The organism is Alteromonas sp. MmMcT2-5 (assembly GCF_022348315.1).
GTDB classification, from domain to species: domain Bacteria; phylum Pseudomonadota; class Gammaproteobacteria; order Enterobacterales; family Alteromonadaceae; genus Alteromonas; species Alteromonas macleodii.
Genome location: NZ_JAKRFB010000027.1, coordinates 24,689 through 43,472, shown reverse-complemented (window position 1 = coordinate 43,472; position 18,784 = coordinate 24,689). Strand labels below are relative to the sequence as shown.

Genomic DNA, 18,784 nt, shown 5'->3' with positions numbered 1-18,784 from the left:
ATCATAGGGATAGTAATTGAGTAAGCATTTCGTTCCAGCCTTCAGGGCCGGTTAGGGTGCTGGTATAAACCTCTTCTTTTTTTACTGCTGGTGGAGGATTTACCGGGGATAAAATGCGAATGGGGACGTGCGCAGCTTCAAGCATTGCAACGTCGTTCTTACCATCGCCAAGGGCAATAGTGTTAACTTTGGTGGTATGTTGCTTTTGATATTCATTGGCCAGCCACTTGAGGGCCTGGCCTTTATCGCAATTACCTGAAATATGAATGAAGCGGCCGCCTTCCAGAGGGAAAGCACCGCGATCTTTTACTACCTTTAAAAAGCGTTGTTTTTCTTCGTCAGTGCCAAGCCACAAAACCGGTTCGCCAAACTGGCGTTTGGCAGCGAGTGACGCTGATCTTTCGTCAAGCCCAGTACACTCCTGAATTTCTTGAATCGACATTTTTGAGAATTGTTTATACTTGCCGTCAAACTCGCTACCTATTTTTTCGAGTAGCTTAATCCAGTAATTTTTGTTTGAGATAAACGCCTTACACCAGTAGCCATCTATCCAAACCGTACCGCTGGGTTTTTGTTTGAAAAAGCCATGAGGGATGAAAATAGCGGCGCCATTTTCAATAATAAACGGCCCGTCTAAACCAATACTCTCGCGAAGCGGTTGTAATTCAGCAAAGGTTTTGCTGGTAGTGGGAATAACGGGAATGTCCTTTTTTTCTAATGCCGTTAAAGCCGGTTTCGCCGCCTCGAAAGAGTAGGTATGGTGGTCTAACAGCGTGCCGTCCATATCGGTGAAAACAAGCGTTTTCGTCATCGTTTTACGTCCTGTTTAGTTATCGTTCTTGTTTCATCTAGATAAAACACGGTGTCGCACTTTTCAGGCAAGTGACTTAATGCGTGTTCAGTGATGCGTTGGTAGTGTTGCACAAAGTTTGCCACTTCTTCATCAGACATCACTCCATCGCTATCTTTTAACGCTTTTTGGGCGAGTTTATGTTCTTGTTCTAACCGCCATTGATACACACAGTCGAAACTCGGTGCTTTCAGCATAATGCGGTAGTCTATTTTGTCGAACAACGTTTGATAATCGCCCGCTAGTTCAGTGTTTACAAAAGAGCGCCAAATGCCCAATGGGTCCTCTACTTCTTCAAGGTGGTTTACTGGCCGTTTAAGTTCGCTAGATGTTTGCGCAATAGCGCCCACACACCATCCTTCAAGTATGATGAAATCGGGTGAAGATTCGATTACAGGCCACTGTTCTTTGGGGAACGGGTTATCTGTGGCTTTGTTAAAGCGGGGCAGCGATGTACGCGTGCCTTTTTCTAAACTGCGAAACGTATTTAACGCTAGAGGAATGTCATGAGTACCCGGTACACCACGAGTTGCTAGAAGCGGGTGAACTTTTATTGCTAGCGCATTTCGCTGCGACTGGTCGTAGTAAAAATCGTCAATTGAGAGTGATACCACTTTTTTGTTGTGGACCGAGGTAAGGAAGGACTCGATAAAACTGGTCAGAGTTGATTTACCTGAACCCTGACTGCCATTTATGCCCACGATAAATGGTTGTGTTGCACCGTCTTGGTGCTTAAGCAGTTGCTCACATAATGGGGTGAACCATTTTTGTGCAGTTTCTGCATAGGTACTTGGCAATTGATGCGTCGTTAGAAAGCCATGTATATCCATGTTGTCACCTTAATCAATGCAGAATTCGCACGTTCTTCTTGATTAAGATAACAACATTTGTGCCAATAGGGTAACAGAGACGTGGTCTTACGACTTACTTCTTGTTAGCGACAATAACGGCCCTTTGTGGTGCAGGGTAACCTTCGATAGTGCGAGTAATATCTTCCGGATCGAGAAAATCTTTCAAAGATTGCGTTTCCATCCAAGGCGTTGCGCGCTGCTCATCTAGGGTTGTGTGGTTGATATCTACAACGCGAATATTTTCAAAGCCTAAGCGGCCTAACCAAACAGATAGGGCTGCAGTGCTCGGTAAGAACCACACATTTCGCATTTGTGCATAGCGTTCACCCGCCATCAATACTGTATTTTCATCACCATCCACAACAAGGGTTTCAAGAACCAGTTCGCCACCTTTTCTTAGCTGGTCTTTAAGTTGCTGCAGAAACGCCATTGGGTCTTTACGGTGGTAAAGTACACCCATAGAAAACACAGTGTCGAAAGCTCTCAGTGGTTGCATGTCTTCAATGCCCATCGGTAGAAAATGGATATTCTCGGAAGGCGCACTACTTTTACTAATAAATTGTTTAATGGCGTGAAACTGAATAAGAAACAGCTGGGTAGGATCTATACCTATTACGTTATTGGCACCTTCACCCAGCATGCGCCACATGTGATAACCACTACCACAACCTACGTCTAAAACGTTTCGGTCTTTCAGCGAACTAATATGAGGTGCTACGCGGTCCCATTTCCAGTCCGAACGCCACTCTGTATCAATATGAATTCCATGAAGATTAAATGGCCCTTTTCTCCAGGGCATAAACTGCTTTAGTAATCCTTCAATTTGTTTTTGGACATACTCATCTACGTCATTTTCGGTGCCAATGGAAACGCTTGAGGCTAAATCAACACAACTCGGCGACGTAGTCGGCAGCTTCGAAAGTAAACGGCACCATTTATCAAACTCACCGTGTTTAGCAGTTTGCTGCCAGGTTTCCATTTGTGCCGGCAGCGTTTGAAGCCAATGTGATAGCGGGCTGTCTATTAACGATTTGTAGCAATCGGTAAACCAAGTTTGTTCTAATTTGCTCATACTGTTCTTAATATGTGTTGGCGTTGCGGAAAGACGGACGTAGCGAGATTTGTTTAGCCTTTAATGGCAACCATAGACGTGAAGTTATAACATTTGTACCACATCACAACATCGGTAAACCCGACTTTTCTCAAGCGAGTATCATGCTCGTTAAATGTATCGGTTAGCATAACTTTTTCTAACGCGGCGCGCTTTTGGCTCACTTCTAGTTCACTATAACCGTTGTCGCGCTTAAATTGATGATGTAAATCTACCAGCAGTTCATTGCCAGTAAGGGTAGGGTGGCGTATTTTTTCTGATAGCACCAACATACCGCCGGGGTTAAGCCCGTCGTAAATGCGCTTTAATAACGCTTCGCGGTCAGCGGGTGGGATAAATTGCAAAGTGAAATTCATCACAACCAAAGAGGCATTCTTAATTTCTACACTTTGTGCAAACCCATGCTGAATAACAATTGGGTTTGGCAGTGTGAAGGTCTGTACGACGCGTTTGCAGCGTTCTACCATTGCTTCTGAAGCATCCACACCAATAATTTCACATGTATCGTAAGGTACAGCTCTTGCCACAGATAAACTTGCAGCACCTAAGCTACAACCAAGATCATAAACGACGGTATTGAGCGTAACGGCAATTTTAGCCAATTCGCCTATGGTGTGAACAATGGTTTCGTATCCAGGCACTGAGCGCTGAATCATATCGGGAAACACATCAACGACAGACTCGTCAAATTTAAAGTCATCTACTTTATTGAGTGCCTTTGCGTATATATTGTCGTGTTTCTTCACAGTGGGTCTTCAATTAACTAATTTGGGGCGCAATTTTACCGTTTGATACGTAAATGCCAATGGAAAACACCAAATTTATTATATTTTGCGTGATTTTTCTGGTTTAGGGCTTTTCGTTAATGATCTAAAGTATTAATCTATACTCATAATACAATAAAGAAGCAGTAACGCTAATGACAAGAATTCTAGTAGCAGACGATCACCCATTGTTTCGCGAAGCTTTGAGCGGCGCGTTGGAACCTTACTTTGAAAACGCACAGATAATTCAAGCAGGAAGCTTGGATGATGCGATGGCGAAGCTAAACGAATTCGACGGTGTTGAGCTGATCCTTCTTGACCTTAATATGCCTGGCGGTGAATATTTTAACGGCCTTATCACGCTGCGTGAACAATACCCGAATATCCCTATTGGTGTTGTTTCGGGCAGCGATACTGTTGAGGTTGTCGCTCAAGTAATGAGCCTAGGTGCTCAGGGCTTTATCCCCAAAGTGTCGCAAACACGAGAAATTGCTCAGGCTATTGTAGACATTATTGGTGGCAAAAAGTGGCTTCCAGAAGGTATGGAAGAAGAACTAGAGAAAGTTGACGATGAGCTTAAAGTTCTACTTCAGCGCTTCCGTGAACTTACACCTAAACAGATTCAAGTGCTTTCTTACTTACGCGCAGGCTTAATGAACAAGCAAATCGCTCACGAGATGAACGTTACGGAAGCCACAATCAAAGCACACATTAGTGCCATTCTTCGCAAGCTAGAGATCAACACGCGTACGCAAGCCGTATTGTTGATGGATAAACTCCAACTTAGCTAAACTAAGTATTTATCTAGCGCTAATAAAAAACCGGATTATTCATCCGGTTTTTTTGGCTGTAAAATAATTTCACCACTTTCCGTGACGATCCCAAGACCTTTATCAGGGACATGGTCAAACTTCTTTTGACGTTTTATTAGAAGCGTAGTTGTTGTGTCATCCTTTAAGTCATTGTTAGACGTTTCTGTGTCAATCAGTTTGGTCAAGTATATAGCCCAGTATTCAACGTGAGGCGTTGAGTAATCTTTGTAAAAGGCAATACCAATTTGATCTTGTTCTTGATAAAAAGGTAACTCTGCTAACAAGTGTTGACGGTGTGAAGTCGATGTTTTAAGTGCGTACCACACGTCATCAGCTGTTATATAACCACCAGCAAGGGCCTCCACTTGATTGCTCATCGCATCGCCATAATATTCTGGTAATGTTAAACCAGCATTGCGAATGCGAGTGTTCGGACTGCCGCCTAAAAAGTGAGACACCAAGCCTCTTTCAGCCATGTCTTTGGCTTTTGTTTCAGCCAGCATAACAAGCGTAGGATTACATTTTAGTACCGAACGTTGTTGACCTTTGTCGTTAGCAATTAATAAAGAGAGTTCTCTCGCCTGTTCGGTATTTCCGCAGGTTGTTTGGTCGGCCAAGCAAAGGCTAGAAAATACGTAGGTGAGTGATGTTAATAGAATGAATCGTTGACGAAAAAGGCCGCGAGAGCGGCCCTTTTGTTTGGGTATGAAATTAAGCAGCTTTGCCACCTCGTTTCTTAGCAGTGGTGTTGGAATTAACCTTCGCTACTAATTCATCGTGGTCGAAATCATCGACGTTGATAGTGCGAAGTCTTCCAGCTTCAGTCTTACGAAGTAGATTCGCTTCTTCTTCGTTAATAATTCCTTCTGCTAGCGCTTCGTCAGCAAGCACATCTAAACGGGTAAACGGTAGTTTAGCTTTTTTGTGCTTACAAATACGTTCGAAGATAGGCTCACTTGCTAGTACATCATCAAGAGTTTGCTCAAGATCGCCAAACAAGCTTCCTTCCTCACGGGTGAGGTACTGACCATAACCTAAACGGCTACGTGCAGTTGAAGGCGTTTGAAGCATTTGTGCAATAGCATGTTCTGTCTTGTCTGAAGGCTTACCAATACGTCGGCCAAACGGAATCACCATAACGCGAAGCGCTGCAGCGATTGCGCGGTTAGGGAAGTTAGCCAAGAAGTCATCAATTGCTGTCTCGATATCGTGCAATGTAGTTTGCATTGCCCAATGTAAAAGCGGTAAATCTTCTTTTAGACGACCTTCTTCGTCGAAGCGTTTAAGCGTTGTACTACCCATGTAAAGGCCACTTAGGATGTCACCTAAACGCGCTGATAAACGCTCGCGACGCTTAAGATCACCACCAAGCACACCCATAGAGACATCGGTTAGTAGTGCTAAGTTTGCACTGTAGCCTTGAAGTAGCTTGTAGTAACGCGCCGTTTCGTCAGTGAACGGTGCGCTGCTGAATGCGCCATTGGTTAACGAGAACCAAATACTGCGAACAGTATTAGCTACCGCAAAGCCAATATGACCGAATACCGCTTTATCAAACGCTTTCAACGCTTCTTTCTTGTCTTCGATAGACGCAGCTTCTATTTCCTTAAGCACGTAAGGGTGACAACGCATTGCACCTTGACCAAAGATCATCATGTTACGGGTTAGAATGTTTGCGCCTTCAACCGTAATTGATACTGGTACACCTTGATAGCCGCGACCAAGGTAATTGTTTGGCCCAAGCATAACGCCTTTACCGCCGTGAACATCCATCGAATCATTAATGATTTGACGCATCTTCTCGGTCAAGTGGTACTTACAGATAGCCGAGATAACAGAAGGTTTCTCACCAAGGTCTACACCCACCGTTGAGAAGCGTGTTACGCCATCCATCAAATATGCATTACCACCAATGCGCGCAAGCATTTCTTCAACACCTTCCATATGACCTACAGGCATACGGAACTGGCGACGAATACGTGCATATGCACCCGTTGCAAGAGATACTGATTTAGCACCACCAGCAGCAGATGAAGGAAGGGTAATACAGCGACCTACCGACAAACATTCAACCAGCATGCGCCAGCCGCGACCTGCCATTTTCGGACCACCAATGATGTAATCGATTGGAACGAAAATATCTTCACCCTTAATAGGGCCATTTTGGAATGGCGTATTGAGTGGGAAGTGACGGCGACCAATCTCTAAACCTTTAGTGTCGCGAGGAATAAGGGCACATGTTATGCCCGGCTCTTTGTTATCACCTAGAAGACCTTCAGGATCTTGAAGTTTAAAGGCAAGACCAATAACCGTAGCAACAGGCGCAAGGGTGATGTAGCGTTTGTTAAACGTTAGGCGCATACCCAACACTTCTTCACCATTCCACTCGCCTTTACATACAACGCCAACATCAGGGATCGCACCTGCATCAGAGCCAGCTTCTGGGCCGGTTAATGCAAAACAAGGGATCTCTTCACCGGCAGCAAGACGGGGAAGATAATGATCTTGTTGCTCTTTTGTACCATAGTGCTGAAGTAATTCGCCCGGGCCCAATGAGTTTGGTACACCGACTGTGCTTGATAGCACCGCGCTAACGCCTGCAAGTTTTTGAAGAACGCGAGACTGGGCAAATGCCGAAAACTCTAGACCGCCATACTCTTTCTTGATGATCATCGCGAAGAATTTGTGTTCCTTAAGGAACTGCCAAATTTCGGGTGAAAGATCAGCATCTTTATGGTTTATTTGCCATTCATCGACCATTGAGCACACTTTATCACAAGGACCGTCTAAGAATGCTTGCTCTTCAGCAGTGAGTCGACCTTTCGGAATGCGGTGTAATTTATCCCAGTCTGGCTTGCCGCTGAAAATATCACCGTCCCACCATACCGTACCTGCGTCGATAGCTTCTTGCTCAGTGCTCGACATTTCAGGCATAACTTTGCGGTAGAAGGCTAGCAGCTTCTTAGAGATGTGCTGCTGTCTGATATTTGCAAGCGTGAACGGCAGTGTTAAAGCAAGGAACACTACCCAACCAAGCAGGCCGATGTCACCGAAAAGGGTGCCTAAAATCATAACACCTGCGCCCATGGCAACCGCTGTTACCAAGCTGGTTCGCTGATAACTAGCTACCGCTAGTGTCAGAACGACCAGTAAAAACCATATAAAATCTGCCATACTTCACTCCTGAAAGGCGTTAAACGTTACGCTAGTCTTAACTCGAGCATAGTGAGTTGCTTTATGAAAAGCAGTCACAGATCGAGGTCAGACCAGCATGCTGTAAACCTATTATTTAATAGGGCAAAGATCAAGATTTTTACATGAATATTCTATTAACAACGACATAAATAATAGGGTAGTGCGTTATCCGCTCTATAAGTATAGTCGTTGCTTATAAATACTGATTTAGAATGTGAATTGTTTTGAGAAACTAGAAGAGGTTACGTGAGGATAAGACAGCAACAGTGTAAATAAAAAAGCACGTCTGAATGCTAGTTCATAACGTGCTTTATTCAACAATTGTGAAAAAGTTGTTGAGACAAAAAGCGGTTTATCTTTACGGTTTACTGCGTCTCAAACGATTTCAGTTTGATATCGCCCTGTTCATCGCCTTCTTTGAACTGTTGCAGACGAACTAACGTGTAGTTAAGTGATGGCGCAAACCAGGCAAACGTCTCACGCTTATTTGAGTCGCGAATAAGCTTAACTTTTACAGTTTCAATTTTACCGAAAGGTAAAGATAATACCTCTTCATCCACTACTTGAACGCCGTAGTGACGAAGTTCGCCACGATAATTCACGAAGTGGTATTCTAGCGATGTCTTACCTTCCGCTAACTGCTTTGCAAGGTCAATACGATAAATTTGGTTATCAAATTCACCGTTCCAATCAAATGTTTCGCCATTCTCGACTGCAATTTTGCCTTGTCCCTGATGACTAAACGTTACCTTAAGCTCTTTATCAGGCCCTGTGCCAGAACGATTATAGTAGTACTCAGAGGGTACGACGGTATTATCATTAACAGTAAAAATAGAATGTTCACTGCGTTTGTCAGACAAGAAAAACTTAGACACTTTTGACGTGTAAATTAGAGAATACTGTTGATCACCTAATTTCGAGAGCTCAATATTCGCTTCGCCTACGTCGTCACCCCATTTGTATGCGGTATAGGTTGCCTTGTAGGGCTGAAGCGGTAGCTCTGCACTATCCGTATTTTCTGTACTAGGGTTTGCTTGCGCGGCCACTGAAAGCGATGCTGCTAACAGTGCGCCTAAAGCAAAAGGCTTAGTCGCTTGCATAACCAGATTCTGGTAATTCTTGCTCATCTAAAACTGCCTTATTGTTTCGCATCGATAATCGGCCTGCACTAAACCAAGATAGCACAAGCGGATAGATACGACGTTCTTGTTCTTGAACACGCTCGGCCAGGTCGCTTGCTGTGTCGTCTTCAAACACAGGTACGCGGCTTTGAATGATAACAGGGCCGCCGTCGAGCTCAGGTGTAACAAAGTGCACGCTAACGCCGTGCTCCTTGTCTCCATTGTCGATAGCTCGCTGATGCGTATTCAAACCTTTGTACTTCGGCAACAAAGATGGATGAATGTTCACTAATTTTCCAGCAAAGCTGTCGACGAACTCCGGTGTTAAGATACGCATAAAGCCCGCAAGAACAACACAGTCTGCGCCAAAAGCCTCAATTTGTGCTTTGAGCGCCCCGTCATAAGACTCTCGTGAATCGAAGCCTGTATGATCTAAGCAAACCGCATTGATCCCGGCTTCTTTAGCGCGTTCCAGACCATAAGCAGTAGGGCGATTACTGATCACGCCGCTGATTTCCGCATTCAGACGGCCTGCTTTTATTTCATCGATAATGGCTTGTAAATTGCTGCCATTACCTGAAATAAGTACGCATAGTTTGGTTACATTGTTACTCACGCGTTGATCTCTACTTGCTCTTCGCCATCTTTTGCTGCGATATCACCAATAACCCAAGCATTTTCACCGTGTTGTTTAAGAATATTCAGTGCAGCATCGGTATCGCTTTCGTCAACAACGATTACAAGGCCAACACCACAGTTAAACGTACGGTACATTTCGTGGCGAGTCACGTTACCGTTTTCTTGTAACCAAGAGAAGATTGCAGGCCATTCCCAGGTGCTTTCATCAATAACCACTTTCGCATCTTCAGGTAGCACGCGAGGGATGTTCTCCCAAAAACCACCGCCCGTGATGTGAGAAATAGCGCTTACTTGCACTTCTTCAAGCAATGCCAATACCGATTTAACATAGATGCGAGTAGGCTCGAGAAGTTGGTCGATGATAGGCTTGCCGTTTAAGTCGGCGTTTACATCTGCACCACTAACTTCAATAATCTTCCTAACTAATGAGTAACCGTTTGAGTGAGGGCCCGATGAACCAAGTGCAATTAGTTTTTGACCTGGTTTAACGTTAGTGCCGTCAATAACCTTGTCAGCTTCAACCACGCCTACGCAGAAGCCTGCAATATCGTAGTCACCATCGTGATACATTCCAGGCATTTCGGCTGTTTCACCACCAATTAAAGCACAACCTGCTTGTTCACAGCCGGCGCCGATGCCGGTAACAACCGACGCGGCTACATCAACGTCAAGCTTGCCAGTTGCGTAGTAATCTAGAAAGAACAGGGGCTCAGCACCTTGAACAATAAGGTCGTTTACGCACATTGCTACTAAGTCGATACCAACACCGTCATGACGGTTAGCATCCATTGCAACTCTTAGTTTTGTACCCACGCCGTCAGTACCTGAAACAAGTAGCGGCTTTTTATATTTAGTAGGCAGTTCACAAAGTGCACCAAAACCACCCAGATTACCTTTTACTTCTGGTCTATGGGTTTTCTTGGTAACAGATTTAATGCGTTCAACAAGTTGATTACCTGCATCGATATCTACGCCTGCATCTTTGTAACTTAAAGAGGTTTTATTTTCGCTCACGGTTGGGCCCTGAAACTAAGAGGTAGAAAACCGCGGATTCTACCAGCAAGTCGTCACAAGTCCAATTTGTGAAGGCTATTTTATGCGCTTTTTGATCTTTTTTATTTTAGGGGTGAAATTAAACCCAATATAAAAGACAATAGAAGGCTATCTTTTGGTGAACATCTTGCTTGATAAAATGTCTCGCTCTAAAAAGTAGAGTGAATTGCGCGCAGGTTAGTCCAAGTTTACCGTATATAGGTAAACGAGATTAACTGACGATTCGATAGGTAAGGAATTGATTTTAAGAGAGTATGGAGTGTCAATGTTAACGGCAGTAAAGCGTAACACCAATGGAACTAATTTAACGAGAGTTAGCTTGAAAGGCATTCTGGGCATTTCATTTCTTGCTGCGCTGACTTACGCCCCCTTTATAAATGCGGCTCAACGCGTTGTGGTCAACGAAGCGCAGATTCAAGTTGAAGATCAAACTCAGCGTACCCAACAAAACGCGCTTAAAAAAGCATTAAGGCAGGTTTTTGTGAAGATGTCGGGCAGCACAAGCGTGCTCGATAATGCCGGTGTTAGAGCAGCGTTATCGTCGCCTCAATCGCTGCTTCGTTCCTATCGATTTGCTTTTGACAAAGGTAGAACGTATTACGTTGCGAAGTTCGATCAAGCAAAACTCAATGAACTTCTTCAGCGTGAAATGCTTCCGCTCTGGGGTGATAGACGCCCTGAAACGATAGTGTGGCTTGCGCAGGAAGACGAAAACGAAACTCGCATCATCTTAGACGAATCTCTCAATACAGAATTACAACATACGCTCAAACAAACGGCGAAAGAACGAGGCGTTCCATTAAGCTTGCCTCTAATGGACCTTACCGACAATGTAAATATTTCTACCTATGATGTGTGGGGACGATTTGTTGAGCCTTTGCGCAAAGCATCTACACGCTATAGCGTCGACAACATTATTGGTGCCAGAGTTTATCGTAATGACGCGAGTGCAATTCCTGATTTGCCGGAAAATGTTGTGCCTTCTGGCACAGTAGAATCTCTTGATAGCGTGCTAGATGAAGAAGCACAGTTTAGAGCACAAACTGATGAACAAAGTTTCGATGAGCGAAATCCGCGTGTAGATAATACGGACGCACAGCGCATTTTTTCAGATAACGTTGAGTCTGGTGCGATGAATAACGGTGTTGATGCTCAGTTAAACGACGGTTATGACGAAACAAACCAAAACTTGAATAATACTGATGGTACCTCAGCGAAGGAGCTGGCGCAGGAAGAGAGCACAACGATGCCGTTTACCATGAACGAGTTTGCCAACTATGCGAAGCGTGCCGATGAAGGTGACTATGCACTAGACTGGGTGTTCGTTGGTGGCGGTAAGGTTAGCTATGGCAGCATATACGGTGATTCGCCCGAAGTTCTTGGCAATCAGTTAATCGATGCCTACTCAAATTATTTATCGTCGCTTTATGCAATCGTAGGAATCGAAGCGTCTGAGCGAGAAGTTATCAAGGTATCGATTGCCAATATTGGCTCGGTAAAAAGTTACGCCAGCGCTACTGACTATTTAAATAGTTTAAGTGTGATTGAAAACGCTACACTAGTAGAGCAATCTGGTTCTGTTGCCACGTACTCACTTACATTAATTGGAACGGTGGACGATTTACTTAACAGTATTAAACTAGAAAGCAAATTACGTCCCGTAACCGATTCGTACGGACAATCCGTGAAAGGACACAGTTTCTATTGGAGCAATTAATTTAGCATGCAGCTGCCTTTGCCTGTCACGCTACCTGTTGACGAAAACTTCGATAGTTTTGTCAATACGGGTAACGAAGAAGTAGTTTCAGTCCTTGAGCAGATTGCAGATGCGCTGCCACACTGGCGCGAGGCTCCTGAATTGGGGCCTTTAGCATCGCTTCAGCTGCCTTTGCTTACTTTACTAGGCAGTACCGCTATCGGCAAAAGCCACTTATTGTTTGCCACTTGTCATCAACTAGCCGAAAAATCGGTTAGTCACCTTTATTTAAATCTTAATAATTATGAAGCGTGGTCGCTCGATATTTTTGAAGGCCTTGAGAATCTTTCGTTAATCGCATTAGACAACATTCACGCGATAGCCGGCGATTTACGTTGGGAAGAAGCGTTATTCGATTTGTTAAACCGAGTGATTGAGACTAAACAAACCATGGTACTTTGTTCTAGTCACCTAGGCCCATCTAACCCGGCTTTTGTTTTACCTGACTTGCGTTCTCGCTTGGCGTGGGGGGTTATTTATCACGTAAACCAACTGGATGACAATGGTCGTGAAGAAGCCGTGCGCTTACGTGCAGCGGAACGTGGATTAAAGCTATCAAACCAAGCACTACAGTTTCTTTTGCACCACAGTGAACGAGACCTAAAAAGCCTCATGTCACTATTAGCCCGTTTAGACACACGCTCACTCCAAGAACAAAAACGCCTATCGGTGGGCATGGTTAAGCGCGAGCTTAACCTAAGTTAGCCAAAGCGCGAGCTTAACTTAAGTTAGCCAAAGCGCGAGCTTAACCTAAATTAGTCAAAGCGCGAGCTCAACCTAAGTTAGCCAAAGCGCGAGTTTAACCTAAGTTAGCCAAAGCGCGAGTTTAACCTGCGTTAGTCAAAGCGCTGCTGTGTTGCCGTTTATTGTTCTTTTCTTAAACTATGAGCGCTTGATGTGGTGCTAAATTCTTCTGCTACCGTCATTAGAGTTCCATCGGAAGTAACCGAATTGTTTCCGCCGTTCTGTAGCATTAACTTATCGCTCGCAGACTGTACGTTTGGATTTGTACTAGACGCAGAGTCCCGCCAGGTAATATCGTTCGGAAGCAGATAAGGGCTTGGAAGTAACGCTTGAATAGCAGGTACATCGAGTTCGGGTAAAATTCTACTTAATACGTAATCTACGCGCATAGTAACGTTATCATCATTAACACGGTTTCTCTGAGCCCAAGTGGGAATGAAACTGCCGTCTTCCAGTGTCTCTCTTGTAAATACGCCTACATCCGCTTCTGCCTCAAGCCGGTAAAGCATCATGAAGCGCTCGAATAACATGGCGAGATCTTCTCGTTCCGTAAAGTAAGAGTAGAAAGCAACCGCACCATCATCCTCAAACCAATTTGCCACTTGTAGCGCGGTATAATTTCGCTGCGCGCTTGAAGCGGTTGCGCCGCCGTATCGAACTTCGGCCAAAGCATGGAGTTGTGACGACGTAAGAGGCAATGAAGTTGTTAGCCCCGTAGAAATGGGAGAGCTGTCATCATAAGACGACAGTGGGCTCGCGCTATTGCTGAGTTGTTGCCATTCGGTGTAGTCGAAAAAGTCATTGGCGTGAGCTAGCTCGTGGTATAGCAAATAGCTTAATGCTGCTTCTACGTCGCTCACGTCACGTGGAAGTCTATCTGCTACGTTCGCTGTGCTGATATTAGGAAAATCATAGGCCCCGTTTTTCACGTAGCGCCATGACGTCGTAAAATCGAGCTCACTACCAAAACCACTTCTATAATCTGGGCGAGTATTTAGCGTGTCTCGCTCTTGCGGTGTGCGCCAAAAGTTGTTGGCATCTAAGTAAATGGCACCAGTGGCAACCCAATAAAATGACGGGCGGATATCGTAAGAAATCACAATCGCGTTAGTTGCGCGTAGTAACTTAAGCATGTCATCACGGGTTGCTGAAGTTTCTAAATACGTTCTAAATGCATCGCCCATCCACGGATGCGAGACGTATGTTCTATCTAAAATATCATCGATAGTGGGGCTTTCGGTAACTTGGCCAATCAGTGGTAGCTGAGAGAACGTACAGCTGTTTGAAACCTGATTGTTATAAACACAATCAACAAGTGCCGACGCGTAAGGGCTGTCGGCTCTATAGGGCTGCATATGCGCGCTTACCGTTTCGGGAATACTTGTCTCGTCATCTACAAAAAAGCCGCTATTGTTAATGTCGATGTTTTTCACTAGAACTTGCGCGCTATCGGTTAACACCTCGCCATTTGAGAGTGTAACGGTACTTTCTATTTCAATGATTGTGTCGTTGCTAACTCGAGGCGCTTGAAAATATATCGAATGAGAATAATCGCCATCATCAAAGTTGAAGTCATTGACGATTGGTCCAGACGTTTGTTGCCACGTGATATTTGAGATTGTTAACCCTTGCGAGTTAACGGTGTCAACGCGAAGAGAAACTCTGCCGCCTTCGGATGCCTCATGACCCAATCGTAATGCGGCAATCGGCGCGGTACTTTCGTTCGTTTGTAACGTTATGGTGTCTGTAAGCGTTGTGCCATTTTCTAAGCTAACGTTTACGGCGATATCGAAGCTACCTGAAGAGGTAACATCAAAGCCTATAGCCTGCGTGTGAGCACTGAGAGGCTGCTGTGATATGCCTGAGACTTGCCAATTGATGTCTACAATAGCGTGGCCAGTAGGCGAGGCGACAGCAAAGTCGACCGCATCGCCTACAACGGCGTTTGTAGGGCCTGAAATGCTAATGGTTGGAGGAATGGAAGGAGTGCTTGGGGCTGAACTATCGCCTGAACCAGAGCCTCCACATGCTGCAAGTAACGATAATGATGCGATTACTAATGTAAGTTCAGGCAAATGGCGTGTCATATTAACCCCTTGGCAGCATGTGTTTTCGCTGTGTATTACATGATCATTGTTGACCTTGCTCAAAGCGTGCTTTTTCTTCTTGCATCTCTTCTTTAAGCTTTTTAAGGCCCAAACCCAATTCACGACCACGTTTTCTAGCAAACGCACTACAGCCGACAAACATACCCGTGCATAGAATAATCTCTACCACTGCATACCAACGTTCATCAGGTACAGCGTATGCCACAGTGCATCCGTGAATGAGGTAAAACAAAACGACAAAATTGGCCCATGCGTGAGTATATGGCTTGCCTTTTAATATACCCCAGTAAGGTAACAATAAAGGTAAAATATAAAACAAGGCAATAAACAATGGAGAGTAAGTATGCTCTTTAGTAAAAGTAAATTGCCACAGTGTTATCCATACGATTAACCCGGTGTGGCTTATAAGTGCGAGATAGCGATAAAAACGCGTATCTGGTGCCATGGTAATGTCTCCGAAACAATTTGTTTTTAATATTCTTTATATGGTCTACGTTTTATGCGTCAAATAACGTAACTGTTAGGCGTTGTCTGCTAGTTTTTTAGCGAACATTGCAAGTCGCTTACCCTGAGCAATGCATAGCGCTTTTTCATCTGCACTCAATTGCTCTGGTGCACTCAAACTGTGATGAGCGACGTGTGTTACACCGTAAGGGCTGCCACCCATTGTGGTGTTGTGTAGCGCAGGCTCACTGTAAGGTAGCCCGCAAATCACCATGCCGTGATGGATAAGCGGAACCATCATGGAAAGTAATGTGGATTCCTGGCCGCCGTGCATGGAAGAAGAAGATGTAAATACACACGCAGGCTTGTCAATCAACGCGCCTTTTAACCATTGACTGCTTGTAGAATCCAAAAAGTGTTTTACTGGCGCTGCCATATTGCCGAAACGCGTAGGACTACCTAACGCCAGGGCACTGCACTGTTCGAGTTCCTGAAGGGAAACCTCGGGTACAGCACTAGATGCCGCGTCATTAGCTGCATCGCTGATACTCTTGACTGTACGTACTATCACAGGAACATCTAATGACGATACACCTTGGGCGATGGCATCAGCTAATCGCTTTGTGCTGCCGTTGCGGCTGTAATAAAGTACGAGAACAGGTTGCACTATACAATTTCCAAAACAGATTCTGGTGGACGACCAATTCTGGCTTTCTCGCCATTAATAACAATTGGACGCTCTATCAACTTGGGCGTGTGAGCCATAGCTTCAAAAAGCGCATTATCAGACAGTGCGCTGTCACCTAAGTTAGCATCTTTATATTCTGCTTCTTTAGTACGCATCATATCTCTAACCGATCCAAGGTTAAGTTTTTTAAATATCTCTTTCAGTTCTTTTGCGTCTAGAGGGTGCTTTAGGTACTCAACAATAACAGGCGCTACACCTTGCTCTTCAAGTAATGCTAGGGTTTGTCTGCTCTTTGAACAGCGAGGATTGTGAATAATGGTAATGTCTGTCATAAATACTCTTGTTCATGATTATATGAATTGGCGCGAACTATTGCGTTTTTGCCATAGAATATCAAGCAGTTTACCGATAACGGGTAATAAATTCGTACTATTCTTTGTTTACAGCATCGTTTCTGGAAAACGGTGTTTAAAAAGCGTGGTTGAATTTATGTTAGTGCGCGAAGTAAGAATCTGGCACTATGAAAAAATAGTCAAAATTAGAAGGTTATATGTTGTTGTCACAGCCAAAAAGCAATGCAGGAAAAATAAAGCCTATACTCTTTCTAGTGCTGTTAGCGCTTGTTGCGTTTGCCGGTGCATATACGTATCAGCGTCTTCAACATGACTTTGAAACATTAGATGGAACTGCTTACCTTTGGCAAGATCTTGAGGGGAAGTGGGTTGTGGTAAATTACTTTGCGCCATGGTGTGCACCATGTCTACGAGAAATGCCTGAGCTCGTCACATTTAATCATTCGCTACCTGACGATACCCGTCTTTTTGCTATTAACTACGACCTTAAAACGAAGCCTGAACTCAAAGCCATGGCTGAGAAGTTTGATATTGAATTGCCTGTTATTGTAAGTTCGCCAGACACTAAACTGCCCATGCAAAAACCCCCTTATTTGCCAGCGACCTTTATTCTTGGACCTGATGGGAAAATAAAAGATACGATAATGGGAGAAATTACGGCAGCGCATCTGCGTCAGCGCCTAGCTGAATTGAAAGGCGCTGACGAATAGAAGAAAAGTGCGATGGTCTAGAGTCGTTGTAAACGCTCTTCTTGGTCGCGAAATTGTTTTATTCTCGCTCTGATTCTTTGTTTTTCAAGGTGATCATCGCCTGCGAAATTATACGCATATTGAAGTTCGTCAACCGCGCGGTTATAAGCACCATACAATGCATATACTTCCGCTTTGCTCTGATGCATTTGCGAGAAACGTTTCGACTTTTGATACGCCTCACTCATCAACTGATGTGCCAGTTGATAATCTTTTTTAACCAGCAGGAAATCCTTAAGTAGAGACACCGCTTCTTCATATTTGTTTGCGCTTATGTAAGCATTGGCCTGGTTTAGTGCCAATACTTGATTTCTAGGGTTATGCGTAACGTGAGGTCTTAGCATTTCAACGGCTTTTAAAGGCTCACCTTGCGAAATATAGATATCTGTCATAGCGTCGAGATAAAAGAGGTTTCCTCTATCTTTTGCTATTAACTCATCCATAATGTCTTTGGCTTTTTCGATTTTTTCGGCGCGCATATAAGCAAGCGCTAAACCATATAATGACGCTTCTTTACTGCGCTGTACGTCTTGAGCCACGGCCGCTTCGAAATATTCTACAGCGTAATCAGCTTTAAACGAGTAGCGTGCCTTTATACGTGCTTTAGCCAACTCGAATTGCTTGTTAATGGGTAAGTAGCGTCTAGGGTAGTCACCAGCGCGATTTCTCGCATCAGCAATACGGGTTTCGGTTAAAGGGTGAGTAAGCAGCCTTGCGGGTGGACGAGAAACCATGCGGTACTCTTCCGCCATGGTAGAAAAGAATGAAGCAGCCGCACTCGGATCGAAGCCCGCACGAGCAAGCATTGCGATACCAATTCTATCGGCTTCTTGTTCATTTGAACGGGTATAGTCGATTTGCAATTGTGCAGAGGCTGCGGTTCCCGCCTGCATGGCCGCAATACCCGCTTCTGGGTTGGCCATAGCAATTAGCACCCCGCCGATAAGTGACGCCAAGGCTAGGGGAGATGAGCGCTGCTGCGCCTGCATACGTCGTGCTATGTGGCGTTGAGTTACGTGAGAAATTTCGTGCGCTAGCACAGAAGCCAGTTCACTTTCATTTTCAGCACGACGCATTAAACCCGTGTGAACACCAATGTGACCGCCAAAAAACGCAAATGCGTTAATGGCATCATTATTTACCCAGAAAAATTCAAAAGGAAATTTGGCGTTGTCAGCATGTACAACCAATCGGTTGCCTACATCCTGTAAATATTCATCCAGCACCGGATCTGAGATTACAGGACTTTGACCGCGCATTTGCCGCATTACGGCATCGCCTACAATCATCTCTTTATCAAGCGATATGGCGTCTGACGCAACAACACCTATTTCAGGTAACGCATTTTTATTGCTGTAATTGGCATCTTGTGCAACAGCCGTGAGGCTCGATGTGAGCACGAAGGAAAGGGCAACCAAAGATGCTGAAAACTTTTTTCTCATGAACCTACAATCATTGTATACGGTTAATACTGCTTAATCCTTAGAGCGCTAAGTTGCTAAACAGTTTCAAATTTTATTTTTTTCTTATATGCATCATTTTCGAA

The 18,784-nt window shown here is 44.5% G+C and carries 18 protein-coding genes; 4 read left to right on the top strand and 14 right to left on the bottom strand.

All coding sequences use genetic code 11. The features are described from left to right. Nucleotide 1: 1 nt before the first annotated feature. The 4 genes from MHN09_RS12640 to cmoA form a co-directional block, all read right to left on the bottom strand. Nucleotides 2-811: an HAD-IIB family hydrolase gene (locus MHN09_RS12640; RefSeq protein WP_014949681.1), complete on the bottom strand. Its 810-nt coding sequence runs from the start codon at nucleotides 809-811 to the stop codon at nucleotides 2-4. Continuing rightward, nucleotides 808-1,680 carry a kinase gene (locus MHN09_RS12635; protein WP_014976694.1) on the bottom strand — a complete coding sequence of 291 codons (873 nt, stop codon included), beginning with the start codon at nucleotides 1,678-1,680 and terminating at the stop codon, nucleotides 808-810. Before MHN09_RS12635 ends, MHN09_RS12640 begins: the two co-directional genes overlap by 4 nt. Before the next feature lie 94 nt (nucleotides 1,681-1,774). Then, nucleotides 1,775-2,773 (bottom strand): tRNA 5-methoxyuridine(34)/uridine 5-oxyacetic acid(34) synthase CmoB, encoded by a 999-nt coding sequence (gene cmoB, locus MHN09_RS12630; RefSeq protein WP_049588873.1) that lies wholly within the window; start codon nucleotides 2,771-2,773, stop codon nucleotides 1,775-1,777. A gap of 53 nt (nucleotides 2,774-2,826) precedes the next feature. Continuing rightward, nucleotides 2,827-3,558 (bottom strand): carboxy-S-adenosyl-L-methionine synthase CmoA, encoded by a 732-nt coding sequence (gene cmoA / locus MHN09_RS12625; RefSeq protein ID WP_239240979.1) that lies wholly within the window; start codon nucleotides 3,556-3,558, stop codon nucleotides 2,827-2,829. Nucleotides 3,559-3,731: 173 nt separating this feature from the next. On the opposite strand from cmoA, the gene MHN09_RS12620 reads away from it, so the two are divergent. Further along, nucleotides 3,732-4,367 carry a response regulator transcription factor gene (locus MHN09_RS12620; RefSeq protein WP_014976692.1) on the top strand — a complete coding sequence of 212 codons (636 nt, stop codon included), beginning with the start codon at nucleotides 3,732-3,734 and terminating at the stop codon, nucleotides 4,365-4,367. Nucleotides 4,368-4,402: 35 nt separating this feature from the next. On the opposite strand, the gene MHN09_RS12615 is transcribed toward MHN09_RS12620, so the two are convergent. The 5 genes from MHN09_RS12615 to purM form a co-directional block, all read right to left on the bottom strand. Further along, nucleotides 4,403-5,116 carry a CAP domain-containing protein gene (locus tag MHN09_RS12615; RefSeq protein ID WP_039227628.1) on the bottom strand — a complete coding sequence of 238 codons (714 nt, stop codon included), beginning with the start codon at nucleotides 5,114-5,116 and terminating at the stop codon, nucleotides 4,403-4,405. Next, nucleotides 5,100-7,562 carry an acyl-CoA dehydrogenase FadE gene (gene fadE / locus MHN09_RS12610; RefSeq protein WP_239240976.1) on the bottom strand — a complete coding sequence of 821 codons (2,463 nt, stop codon included), beginning with the start codon at nucleotides 7,560-7,562 and terminating at the stop codon, nucleotides 5,100-5,102. The genes MHN09_RS12615 and fadE overlap by 17 nt, the downstream gene beginning before the upstream one ends. A gap of 386 nt (nucleotides 7,563-7,948) precedes the next feature. Then, nucleotides 7,949-8,710: a DUF3108 domain-containing protein gene (locus tag MHN09_RS12605; protein WP_231506486.1), complete on the bottom strand. Its 762-nt coding sequence runs from the start codon at nucleotides 8,708-8,710 to the stop codon at nucleotides 7,949-7,951. Next, nucleotides 8,670-9,320: a phosphoribosylglycinamide formyltransferase gene (purN, locus tag MHN09_RS12600; protein WP_239240973.1), complete on the bottom strand. Its 651-nt coding sequence runs from the start codon at nucleotides 9,318-9,320 to the stop codon at nucleotides 8,670-8,672. The genes MHN09_RS12605 and purN overlap by 41 nt, the downstream gene beginning before the upstream one ends. Beyond that, a complete protein-coding gene (gene purM, locus MHN09_RS12595; RefSeq protein ID WP_014976688.1) occupies nucleotides 9,317-10,357 on the bottom strand; it encodes a phosphoribosylformylglycinamidine cyclo-ligase in 1,041 nt (346 codons plus the stop codon). Before purM ends, purN begins: the two co-directional genes overlap by 4 nt. A gap of 304 nt (nucleotides 10,358-10,661) precedes the next feature. On the opposite strand from purM, the gene MHN09_RS12590 reads away from it, so the two are divergent. Continuing rightward, a complete protein-coding gene (locus MHN09_RS12590) occupies nucleotides 10,662-12,113 on the top strand; it encodes a DUF2066 domain-containing protein (RefSeq protein WP_239240970.1) in 1,452 nt (483 codons plus the stop codon). Between the two features lie 6 nt (nucleotides 12,114-12,119). Then, nucleotides 12,120-12,857, top strand: coding sequence for a DnaA regulatory inactivator Hda (hda, locus tag MHN09_RS12585; RefSeq protein ID WP_061095203.1), 738 nt, complete (start codon nucleotides 12,120-12,122; stop codon nucleotides 12,855-12,857). A gap of 158 nt (nucleotides 12,858-13,015) precedes the next feature. Here the strand turns inward: hda and MHN09_RS12580 are convergent, their stop codons facing one another. From MHN09_RS12580 to arsC, 4 genes are all read right to left on the bottom strand, one after another. After that, complete coding sequence (locus MHN09_RS12580) at nucleotides 13,016-14,983, bottom strand: hypothetical protein (protein WP_239240967.1); 1,968 nt, start codon at nucleotides 14,981-14,983, stop codon at nucleotides 13,016-13,018. A gap of 43 nt (nucleotides 14,984-15,026) precedes the next feature. Continuing rightward, nucleotides 15,027-15,449, bottom strand: coding sequence for a DUF2069 domain-containing protein (locus MHN09_RS12575; RefSeq protein ID WP_039220793.1), 423 nt, complete (start codon nucleotides 15,447-15,449; stop codon nucleotides 15,027-15,029). Between the two features lie 75 nt (nucleotides 15,450-15,524). Then, nucleotides 15,525-16,115 (bottom strand): NAD(P)H:quinone oxidoreductase, encoded by a 591-nt coding sequence (gene wrbA, locus MHN09_RS12570; protein WP_039234602.1) that lies wholly within the window; start codon nucleotides 16,113-16,115, stop codon nucleotides 15,525-15,527. Continuing rightward, nucleotides 16,115-16,468: an arsenate reductase (glutaredoxin) gene (gene arsC / locus MHN09_RS12565; protein ID WP_014949666.1), complete on the bottom strand. Its 354-nt coding sequence runs from the start codon at nucleotides 16,466-16,468 to the stop codon at nucleotides 16,115-16,117. Before arsC ends, wrbA begins: the two co-directional genes overlap by 1 nt. Nucleotides 16,469-16,686: 218 nt before the next feature. Here arsC and MHN09_RS12560 point away from each other — a divergent pair, with 218 nt between their 5' ends. Next, nucleotides 16,687-17,199 carry a TlpA disulfide reductase family protein gene (locus MHN09_RS12560; RefSeq protein WP_061095200.1) on the top strand — a complete coding sequence of 171 codons (513 nt, stop codon included), beginning with the start codon at nucleotides 16,687-16,689 and terminating at the stop codon, nucleotides 17,197-17,199. 17 nt (nucleotides 17,200-17,216) lie between these two features. Here the strand turns inward: MHN09_RS12560 and MHN09_RS12555 are convergent, their stop codons facing one another. After that, nucleotides 17,217-18,680 (bottom strand): M48 family metalloprotease, encoded by a 1,464-nt coding sequence (locus MHN09_RS12555; RefSeq protein WP_014949664.1) that lies wholly within the window; start codon nucleotides 18,678-18,680, stop codon nucleotides 17,217-17,219. Nucleotides 18,681-18,784 lie beyond the last annotated feature (104 nt).

What these genes read in the sequence shown, in the direction of transcription:
- MHN09_RS12635 (WP_014976694.1), bottom strand. Translation starts at nt 1,680, where the DNA reads ATGGATATACATGGCTTTCTAACGACGCATCAATTGCCAAGTACCTAT.
- MHN09_RS12580 (WP_239240967.1), bottom strand. Translation starts at nt 14,983, where the DNA reads ATGACACGCCATTTGCCTGAACTTACATTAGTAATCGCATCATTATCG.
- MHN09_RS12575 (WP_039220793.1), bottom strand. Translation starts at nt 15,449, where the DNA reads ATGGCACCAGATACGCGTTTTTATCGCTATCTCGCACTTATAAGCCAC.
- MHN09_RS12560 (WP_061095200.1), top strand. Translation starts at nt 16,687, where the DNA reads ATGTTGTTGTCACAGCCAAAAAGCAATGCAGGAAAAATAAAGCCTATA.
- arsC (WP_014949666.1), bottom strand. Translation starts at nt 16,468, where the DNA reads ATGACAGACATTACCATTATTCACAATCCTCGCTGTTCAAAGAGCAGA.
- MHN09_RS12640 (WP_014949681.1), bottom strand. Translation starts at nt 811, where the DNA reads ATGACGAAAACGCTTGTTTTCACCGATATGGACGGCACGCTGTTAGAC.
- fadE (WP_239240976.1), bottom strand. Translation starts at nt 7,562, where the DNA reads ATGGCAGATTTTATATGGTTTTTACTGGTCGTTCTGACACTAGCGGTA.
- MHN09_RS12590 (WP_239240970.1), top strand. Translation starts at nt 10,662, where the DNA reads ATGTTAACGGCAGTAAAGCGTAACACCAATGGAACTAATTTAACGAGA.
- hda (WP_061095203.1), top strand. Translation starts at nt 12,120, where the DNA reads ATGCAGCTGCCTTTGCCTGTCACGCTACCTGTTGACGAAAACTTCGAT.
- cmoB (WP_049588873.1), bottom strand. Translation starts at nt 2,773, where the DNA reads ATGAGCAAATTAGAACAAACTTGGTTTACCGATTGCTACAAATCGTTA.
- MHN09_RS12555 (WP_014949664.1), bottom strand. Translation starts at nt 18,680, where the DNA reads ATGAGAAAAAAGTTTTCAGCATCTTTGGTTGCCCTTTCCTTCGTGCTC.
- MHN09_RS12605 (WP_231506486.1), bottom strand. Translation starts at nt 8,710, where the DNA reads ATGAGCAAGAATTACCAGAATCTGGTTATGCAAGCGACTAAGCCTTTT.
- MHN09_RS12620 (WP_014976692.1), top strand. Translation starts at nt 3,732, where the DNA reads ATGACAAGAATTCTAGTAGCAGACGATCACCCATTGTTTCGCGAAGCT.